This window comes from Marivirga sp. (assembly GCF_024636815.1).
Classification (GTDB): Bacteria; Bacteroidota; Bacteroidia; order Cytophagales; family Cyclobacteriaceae; genus Marivirga.
Genome location: NZ_JAGXGF010000035.1, coordinates 1 through 5,162 on the forward strand (window position 1 = coordinate 1; position 5,162 = coordinate 5,162).

Annotated in this window: 4 protein-coding genes; all 4 read left to right on the top strand. The window is 35.7% G+C overall.

The features are described from left to right. Nucleotides 1-121: 121 nt before the first annotated feature. Entirely contained in the window at nt 122-1,252 is a 1,131-nt protein-coding gene (locus Q0L29_RS03020) for a restriction endonuclease subunit S (protein WP_296618964.1), read from the top strand. 13 nt (nt 1,253-1,265) lie between these two features. Next, complete coding sequence (locus Q0L29_RS03025; protein WP_296618965.1) at nt 1,266-2,645, top strand: SIR2 family protein; 1,380 nt, start codon at nt 1,266-1,268, stop codon at nt 2,643-2,645. Continuing rightward, nucleotides 2,642-4,693: a DUF87 domain-containing protein gene (locus Q0L29_RS03030; protein WP_296618966.1), complete on the top strand. Its 2,052-nt coding sequence runs from the start codon at nt 2,642-2,644 to the stop codon at nt 4,691-4,693. The genes Q0L29_RS03025 and Q0L29_RS03030 overlap by 4 nt, the downstream gene beginning before the upstream one ends. A gap of 12 nt (nt 4,694-4,705) precedes the next feature. Next, the coding region (locus Q0L29_RS03035; RefSeq protein WP_296618968.1) for a type I restriction endonuclease at nt 4,706-5,162 on the top strand (457 nt) is incomplete at its 3' end.

A 5,162-nucleotide genomic window follows, 5' to 3' on the forward strand; every position in this document is an offset into this window, starting at 1 on the left:
GACGATACCGGACTCTACCACCTTGGCGCTTCGTTAAAAGACCTTGGCAAAAAATGGTTTGCCTTTTCAAAAATAGATGCCGAAATTGGAAATATGTTAAACCTCCTGAAAATGAAAAAACATGAGTGAGTGGAAAGAAATAAAATTGGAGGAGGTTTTGAAATTCGGTAATGGTAAAGTGAAACCAAATCAGGAGGGTAAAATTCCAATTTATGGTGGAAACGGTATTTTAGGTTATGGTGATGATTTTAATTATGATGGTGAAACTATTATAATTGGTCGAGTTGGTGCATATTGTGGTTCAGTTTATTATGAAAACAATCCTATATGGGTATCAGATAATGCACTATCTGCAAAGCCCAAAAACGATAATAACGCCAAATTTTTATACTACTTTTTAAAACATATTAATTTAAACCAACACGCAGGTGGTTCAAGCCATCCACTTGTTACACAAACTTTACTTAATTCACTTGAATTTGAAACTTGTGTCAATCCTATTGAGCAAGATGCCATTGCCTCGGTTCTAAGCAGTCTCGATGATAAAATAGACCTGTTGCACCGCCAAAACCAAACCCTTGAAAAAATGGCTGAAACATTGTTCAGGCAGTGGTTTGTGGAAGAGGTAAAGGAGGATTGGAAAGACAAGAAATTAGGCGATTTCATCTCGATAAAACATGGTTTTGCATTTAAAGGTACATATATTACAAGCGAACCCACTAATTTAATCTTAGTTACCCCTGGAAACTTCAAAATTGGGGGTGGATTTAAGTTTGAGAAATTCAAATATTACACAAGTCAAGATTTTCCTAAAAATTATATCTTTCATTCAGGAGACCTAATTGTTACTATGACTGATTTAAGTGTTGATGGAAATACATTGGGTTATCCTGCATTTGTACCTGAAAATCATGCAAGTGAATTATATTTACATAATCAGCGAGTTGGAAAAGTTGAATATAGAAATGAGCTCGGCAAGAATTTTATATATCAATTGATGAGAACCGAAGATTACCAATGGTTTGTATTGAGTGGAGCTTCTGGCACCGCTATAAGACATACTTCACCTACATCTATTTGTAATTATTCTTTCAGAATACCACCTAAATCAAAGATTATAGAATTTGAATTATTTGCTAACAGTTTGGAAGAAAAAAAGAAAATGAACCAAATCCAAATCCGCACCCTTTCAACCCTCCGGGATACTTTATTGCCGAAGTTGATGAGTGGTGAGGTGAGGGTGGAAATATAAAACAACAACAACTATGGAAAGAACTAGAAGACTTAAACATCTTTGGAAAGATAAACTAATTTTAAAAATCAGAGAAGATAGAGAACCTCGTGAAATAGAGGATGAAGGTTTCGATGAGAATAGCTTTCGACAAGAAATTGAACCTTGGCTTACAGCCTTGTTTCAAAGTGAATATCTTTCACTTCTAACAGGAGCAGGTCTTTCTTCTGCAGCCCACATTTTATCTGTAGGTGAACCAGGAGCAGGTATGTCCAGTATTAATTTTTCAGATTTTAAAGAGCAAATTGATTTAAAAGCAAAAGAATCTGCAAAAAATTCTGGACGTGGTACTGCTAATATCGAAGATCAAATCAGAATTGCAAATGAGTTAATTAGAGGATTAGAGATATTTACCTGTATTGAAAGTAAAACTGGACAAAAGGAAATCGGAGATGAAACTTATGCTGATGTATTTGTAGTTGAAACTGAATTCCAAATAATAGATGAAAAGAGGGATAAATTAGTTTTAGAATTAAAAGAGGGTATAAATAAGTTTGCTAAAAACATACTTGAATCTGAGAAAAATATTGTTTGTGGTTCTGAAAATAAAGCGGTTGAAACACTAATGAGTTTTCTAATGAGTTTTGCCAGCAGGTCAGCAACAAGAGAACGTTTGAATATTTTTACCACAAACTATGATAGAGTGATAGAGTTTGGTGCAGAATTGGCAGGAATACATCTGATAGATAGATTTCAAGGTACGATTTCACCAATATTCCGATCATCAAGATTAAAACTTGACATTCATTATAATCCGCCAGGAATTCGTGGTGAACCCAGATATTTAGAAGGCGTTTCATATATCACTAAGTTACATGGATCTATTGACTGGATTTATAAAGATGGATATGTCAGAAGAATTGCCTTACCTTATGGTGCTGATGATATTTCAAAGTATTCGAAAGAAGAGGATGTTTTAATGATATATCCGAATTCTTCTAAAGATAGAGAAACTTCCGAGTATCCATATGTTGAATTATTTCGTGATTTTGCGTCTTCAGTTTGTAGGCCAAATTCGACCCTTGTTGTTTATGGCTATAGTTTTGGTGATGAGCATATAAATCGAGTTATTGCCGATATGCTTTCCATTCCATCAACACATCTGGTAATTATATCTTATGATGATAATTCCGGACGAGTCCATCGATTTTATGAAAAAGTAAAGCGTCCAGCTCAAATCACACTTCTTATTGGTAAGAAATTTGGAGACTTAGAAACACTTGTAAAAAATTATTTGCCAAAATCAGCAATTGATAGAACCTCCATACGTATGGCTGAACTTTTAAAGGCTAGAGGATGGAATACTCAAGATGAACATAAAGGTGAGACGAAGAAAGAGGAGGATAAACAATGAACTATAGTCCCATTGAACATGCCGCTTCATTAAGAATTGGGGCGGTTGAATTTGTTTCACCTGATGAAATAAAGGTTGGCCTTGATCTTGAAGCACCTGATGGTATCGCAGCAAATGCAGGTATACCCCGTTCGTTTCCTCGAATAAATGGGTACGTACTAATCGCAACTGAGGCTGGCTATATAGTGGGGCAAATAGAATGGATTGCTATAGAACGCTCTGCATTTCCAAAGCGTAAAGGACTGCAAGACTTTGGGTTAGTTGATTTACCTTTCCCGTTGAGAAAAATGAGGGTAAATCCTTTAGGCGTATTAAAAAGTGAAATAGAAAACGAATATACTTTCAAAAGAGGAGTACAGACATTTCCAAGCATTGGTGAACCAGTATTAATACCAAGAGATAAACAACTTAGAGCAATTGTTGAATCTGGAGCTAACCGTCGTGTTAAAATTGGAACAAGTCCATTAGCAGCAAACGCTGAAGTCAGTGTAGATCCTGATCGCCTTTTTGGAAGACATTTAGCAGTATTAGGGAACACTGGCAGTGGAAAATCTTGCACTGTTGCAGGCTTAATTCAATGGTCAATAAAAGCTGCTGCTCATGATAATAAGAATCCAAATGCCAGATTTATAATTCTTGATCCTAATGGTGAGTATTCAAAGGTATTTAAAGATAAAGGCAGAATTTTTACTGTAAATTCAGATGTAAATCCATTGAGAGTACCTCTATGGTTTTGGAATAGTTCCGAATGGAGTTCTTTTACACAAGCAAGTTCAAAAGCTCAACGGCCATTGCTTAAAAGAGCATTAAGGGAAGTAAGATCAGGTAAAACAAGTGTAGTTCAAACAACATTTGAAGAGAAAAAACTCAATCTAAGAAGGTATCTTTCTTCAAATCTCATCTCAATCCACAAAGATTCTCGATCGGGGGCCATAAGGACTGAGGAGACAAAGTTCGGTTATCGATTAACTGCTATCTTAAAGGATCTTAAAACAAAGCAAACGGAAAACTTATCAATTGATTTAAAAGCGATAATTGATTCAATAGAGAATGCTTTAACTGCAACATTCCATAGTTTTACTGATAAAGAGGGTAAGCAAGTTGAGTACTTTAGAGCATTCACTGAAGGGCAAGTTAGTTTGATAATTACAAACTTCAGTAAAGTTCTTAAAGAGTTAGGAGGGATAATTTACCAAGAAGGCCCAGATGAAGATACTCCTTTACCTTTCAAAGGGGCAGAATTTGCTGATCATCTTCAAATATTAGCTGAACAAGAAGGTGTTAGTCAATATTTAGATTTTTTAATCATGAGAATTCGCTCAATGCTTGGCGATACTCGAATGAAGAATATTATCGGAAATGAGGCTGAAATATCACTGGAAAAATGGTTAGATAGTTATATTGGAAAGGATAAAGCTTCTAATGGATGTGTAACAGTTATAGATTTATCTTTAGTTCCTTCAGAAATTGTACTTTTGGTTACTGCTGTTATTGCTCGCATAACTTTTGAGGCATTGCAACGTTATCGAAAAATTGAAGGAAAATCATTACCAACTGTTCTTGTAATGGAAGAGGCTCATAATTTCATAAAACGATTTAAAGATGATGGTGATACCAATAATGCAGCTGATGTCTGCTGTCAAATTTTTGAAAAAATTGCAAGGGAAGGTCGTAAGTTTGGGCTTGGTTTAGTTTTATCATCACAACGTCCCTCGGAACTTTCACCCACAGTACTTTCCCAATGTAATACATTTATTCTACATCGTTTGAGTAACGATAGAGATCAAGAATTGGTTGGAAGGCTCGTTCCCGATAATTTACGTGGGTTATTAAGAGAATTACCATCTTTACCTTCACAACAAGCTATTTTATTGGGTTGGGCATCTGAATTACCTGTAATGGTTCGAATGAATGATTTATCAGATGCAGAGCGTCCTCATTCAGATGACCCAGATTTTTGGGATGTTTGGAGTGGAGAAGATGAAGATTTTCAGGAAGTAACTCGTAATATTGATTGGAAAAAAATCGTAGACGATTGGCAGAAATAATATTTGATAGAAATGACCAAACTAACAGAAACCCATATTGAACAACTGGCCATCGAGGAACTAATAAGCCTTGGTTATACTTATAAATTGGGGCCAGAAATTGCTCCCGATAGCGAACATCCGGAACGGAAAAGTTATAAAGATGTTCTTCTAAATGCCCGGTTACTGACTGCTATTCAAAGAATAAATCCATCTGTTCCGGCTGATGCACAAAACGATGCATTTAAACAAATACAACGTTTAAACAGCCCTGAATTGCTTGCCAACAACGAAGCATTTCACCGGATGCTTACTGAAGGCATAAATGTAAGCTACCAGAAAAACAGTTCCCCCCGGGGAGATTTGGTTTGGTTGATTGACTTTAAAAATCCAGAAAATAATGAGTTTCTTGTTGTTAATCAGTTCACGGTTATTGAAAACGGAAACAACAAACGCCCTGATATTATATTGTTTGTAAATGGTATTCCGC